The 3,995-nt window shown below is 72.9% G+C and carries 2 protein-coding genes and 1 pseudogene; 2 read left to right on the forward strand and 1 reads right to left on the reverse strand.

Going from position 1 to position 3,995, the window contains the following annotated elements:
* Nucleotides 1-99: 99 nt before the first annotated feature.
* Nucleotides 100-2,040, reverse strand: coding sequence for an AMP-dependent synthetase/ligase (locus GRC12_RS42465; protein WP_208785788.1), 1,941 nt, complete (start codon nt 2,038-2,040; stop codon nt 100-102).
* Between the two features lie 279 nt (nt 2,041-2,319).
* On the opposite strand from GRC12_RS42465, the gene GRC12_RS42470 reads away from it, so the two are divergent.
* The gene (locus tag GRC12_RS42470; RefSeq protein WP_208785789.1) at nt 2,320-3,642 is read left to right on the forward strand and encodes a 3-oxoacyl-ACP reductase; all 1,323 of its coding nucleotides are present in this window, start codon (nt 2,320-2,322) and stop codon (nt 3,640-3,642) included.
* Nucleotides 3,642-3,995 (forward strand): annotated as a pseudogene (locus tag GRC12_RS42475) (hypothetical protein); the annotation flags it as partial. The gene GRC12_RS42470 and the pseudogene GRC12_RS42475, both read left to right, overlap by 1 nt.

A 3,995-nucleotide genomic window follows, 5' to 3' on the forward strand; every position in this document is an offset into this window, starting at 1 on the left:
GGGTGGGGGGGCCGTTATCGCGTGCGGCGCCGTGGGGGCTGGTCGCGCCCGCGCGGCGGAGCCGCACATGTCACAGCCCCGCGCCCCTGACTACGGCGCTTACGCGCCGTATGGGGCGTACAGGAGCCCTATCTGCTCGGCGAACTCCTCGGCTATCGCCTCCCGGCGGAGTTTCATCGATGGCGTCAGGTGGCCGGCCTCCTCCGTGAAGTCACTCGGCAGGACCGTGAAGCGGCGGATGGACTCCGGGCGGGAGACCAGCTTGTTGGCCTCGTCGACCGCCCGTTGCAGGACCTGGTGCAACTCCTCGTCGTCCAGGAGCAGTTCGGCGGGGACCGGGTGTCTGCCCTTCATGCGGCGCCAGTGGTCGACGCCCTCCATGTCGAGGGTGATCAGGGCGCCGACGTAGGGACGGGCGTCGCCGACCACCATGACCTGGGAGATCAGCGGGTGTTGGCGGAGCCAGTTCTCCAGCGGGGCCGGGGCGACGCTCTTGCCGCCCGCCGTGATCAGCATCTCCTTCTTGCGGCCGGTGATGTGGAGGTAGCCGTCCTCGTCCAGCCGCCCGATGTCGCCGGTGGGGAGCCAGCCGTCGGCGGTCGCCGGGACGACCCCGCCCGCGTTCGGGTCCCAGTAGCCGCGCAGGACATGGCCGCCGGCCAGCAGGATCTCGCCGTCGGCCGCGATGCGCACCTTCGTGCCGGGCAGCGGCCAGCCCACCGAGCCCAGACGCGGCTTGAGGGGCGGGGAGACGGTGGCGGCGCCCGTGGTCTCGGTGAGACCGTAGCCCTCGAAGACGTCGATGCCCGCGCCCGCGTAGAAGGAGGCGAGCCGGCGGCCCAGCGGGGAGCCGCCGCAGATCATGTAGCGGACCCGGCCGCCCATGGCGTTGCGGATACGGCGGTAGACCAGCGGGTCGTAGAAGGCGCGGGCGGCCTTGAGCGCGGTGCCCGGGCCGGGGCCCGTGCCGGACTGGCGGGCCTCGCGCGCTTCGCCGTAGCGGCAGGCGACGCCCACCGCGCGGTCGAAGGCGCTGACCCGGCCGCCGGTCTCGGCCCGCGCGCGGGCCACGTTGAACACCTTCTCCAGCATGTACGGGATGGCGACGAGACAGGTCGGCCGGAAGCTCGCCAGGTCGGGCAGCAGTTCCTCCGACTTCAGGCTCGGCGCGTGTCCGAGCCGCACCCGCGCCCTGACGCAGGCGACGGCCACCATCCGGCCGAAGATGTGCGACATCGGCAGGAAGTGCAGGATCGACGCCTCCTCGCTGGTCCGGGCGCGGAAGACCGGGTAGAGGAGTTCGATGGCGTTGTCGACCTCGGCGAAGAAGTTGCCGTGCGTGATCGCGCAGCCCTTGGGGCGGCCGGTGGTGCCCGAGGTGTAGACGACCGTGGCCAGCGTGTCGGGGCCGAGCATCCCGCGCCGTACGGCCACTTCCTGGTCCGGCACCTGTGCGCCGCGCTCCCCCAGGCGCTCCACATGGCCCTTCTCGATGACCCACAGGTGCCGCAGATCGGGTACGCGGTCCAGTTCGGGGCCGAGGGCCGCGGCCTGGGCGCCGGTCTCCGTCACCAGGGCCACCGCGCCGGAGTCCTGGAGGATCCAGCGGGTCTGGAAGAGGGAGGAGGTGGGGTAGATCGGCACGGTGACCAGGCCGCAGGCCCAGGCGGCGAAGTCCAGGAGCGTCCACTCGTAGACCGTGCGGGCCATGACGGCGACGCGGTCGCCCGGTGTGAGCCCGGTCGCGATCAGTCCCTTCGCCGTGGCCAGCACCTCGGCGGCGAACTCGGCGGCCGTCACATCCGTCCAACGGCCCGCCTCGGTACGGCGACTGAGGACCCGGTCGTCGGGGGCGATACGGGCGTTGTCGAAGGGGAGGTCGGCGAGCGAGCCGTGGCGCACCGGTGGGACGAAGGGCGGTACCGAGACCTCGCGCACCTCTCCGTCCAGCCGGCGGACGGAGGGCTCCACGAGGACCGGTGTGCCGTCGTACGCCGTGGAGTGGACCACCAGGTCGGCGGACGGGGGCGAGGTGGACACGGGCGACTCCAGACGTTCAACCCAGCTGCCCTGCGGGGGAGTTGTCGCAGGTTGTCGCAGGTCAAGGGGAGGAGATCGTACGGCGCCGGCGTGATGGTCCGGTGAGGGTACGGAGGTGGTCCGGCGGTGGGCGTGCGTCAGGGATGTGCAAGGTCGTCGCTTTTCGTGCCGAAAAGACGTTACCGGGCGGTATGTTGAACATTTTTCATCTCCCCACCTGCTATTACCTCGGGTAACCTGACTCTGGAGTAAGCAAGTCGCCGCCTGGGGAGACTGGACATGGCCGACCGCTATCTGCGCTTCGCCGGCACCGCGCCCGGCCGCTTCCTGACACGCCGGCTCGGGCTGCCGCAACCGGCGCCCCTGCACCGCTGGTCGCCCGGACGACCCGCGCTCACCGGCGGGCTGCTGGCCCTCACCGCCGGCAAGTCGGACCTCGACCTCTCCCCCGTCCTCGCCCGCACGGGCCTGCCCCAGAGCGCCGACGCACCGGCCGCGGTCGTCCTGGACGCGACCGGAGTGCGGGACGTCGAGACGCTCGCCGAGGTGCACGCGGCGCTGCACCCGGTCGTGCGGTCGGTCGCGAGCAGCGGCCGGATCGTCGTCCTGGGCGCGCCGCTGGACCCCACGGACCATCACCAGGCCGCCGCCCAGCAGGCCTTGGAGGGTTTCGTCCGCTCCCTCGGCAAGGAGATCGGCCGCGGACGGACGGTCAACCTGATGCGCCTGACGGACGCCCCGGCGGCGGAGTCGACCCTGCGCTTCCTGCTCTCGCCCAAGTCGGCTTATGTGAGCGGGCAGGTGATCGTGGTGGGCGAGGGGGCGGGGGTCGCGGTCGGTCCGGGGGACGAACCGCCGGCCGACTGGGACCAGCCCCTCGCCGGTCGTACCGCGCTTGTCACCGGTGCCGCGCGGGGGATCGGTGCGGCGGTCGCGGAGGTGTTGGCCAGGGACGGGGCCCATGTCGTCGTACTCGATGTGCCGCAGGCCGAAGAGGATGCGCGGTGGGTGGCCGAGCGGCTCGGCGGGAGGGCGCTCGCGCTCGACATCACCGCGCCCGACGCGGGGGCGCGGATCGCCGACGCCCTGCCCGACGGGCTGGACGTGCTCGTGCACAACGCCGGGATCACCCGGGACCGGCGGCTGGTCAACATGCCCGCCGAGCGGTGGAGTTCGGTGCTCGACGTGAACCTCGCGAGCGTGCTGCGCACGACGGACGCGCTGCTCGACGCCGGGGCGCTGCGGCGCGGCGGCCGGATCGTCGCCACCGCCTCGATCGCCGGGCTCGCGGGCAACGCGGGGCAGACGAACTACGGCGCGAGCAAGGCGGGCGTCGTCGGACTGGTCGGCTCGCTCGCGCCCCGCGCCCTCGCCGAGCACGGGGTGACCGTGAACGCGGTGGCGCCCGGGTTCATCGAGACGACGATGACGGCCGCGATCCCCCTGTTCATCCGGGAGGCGGGGCGGCGGATGAACTCCCTCGCACAGGGCGGACTTCCGGCCGACGTCGCCGAGACCACCGCCTGGCTCGCGCATCCGGCGTCCGGCGCCGTCAACGGCCAGATCGTCCGCGTATGCGGCCAGAGCCTGCTGGGGGCGTGATGTCCCTCGTCCTCACCGGCTCTCCTTCCCTCCCGCCCCTGCTCGCCCGGGGCGCCCTCCTGTCCCCCTTCAAACGGCCGAGCCCCGACGCGGAGTTCCCGCGCACCCGCCTCGTCCTGCCCGGTCTGCGCGTCGACCTCGCGCGGCTGGCCGCGTACGAGCGGGTCTGCGGCTTCGCCACCGGCGACGACGCCCTGCCCCTGACCTATCCGCACGTCCTGGGCTTCCCGCTGGCCATGCGCCTGATGAGCGACCGCGGCTTCCCGCTGCCGCTGCTCGGCCTCGTCCACACCTCCGTCGACATCACCCGGCGCCGGTCGCTCCCGGCCACCGGCGCGTACGAACCCGCCGTC

The sequence above is a fragment of the Streptomyces griseorubiginosus genome, from assembly GCF_017614965.1.
Taxonomy (GTDB): Bacteria; Actinomycetota; Actinomycetes; order Streptomycetales; family Streptomycetaceae; genus Streptomyces; species Streptomyces griseorubiginosus_B.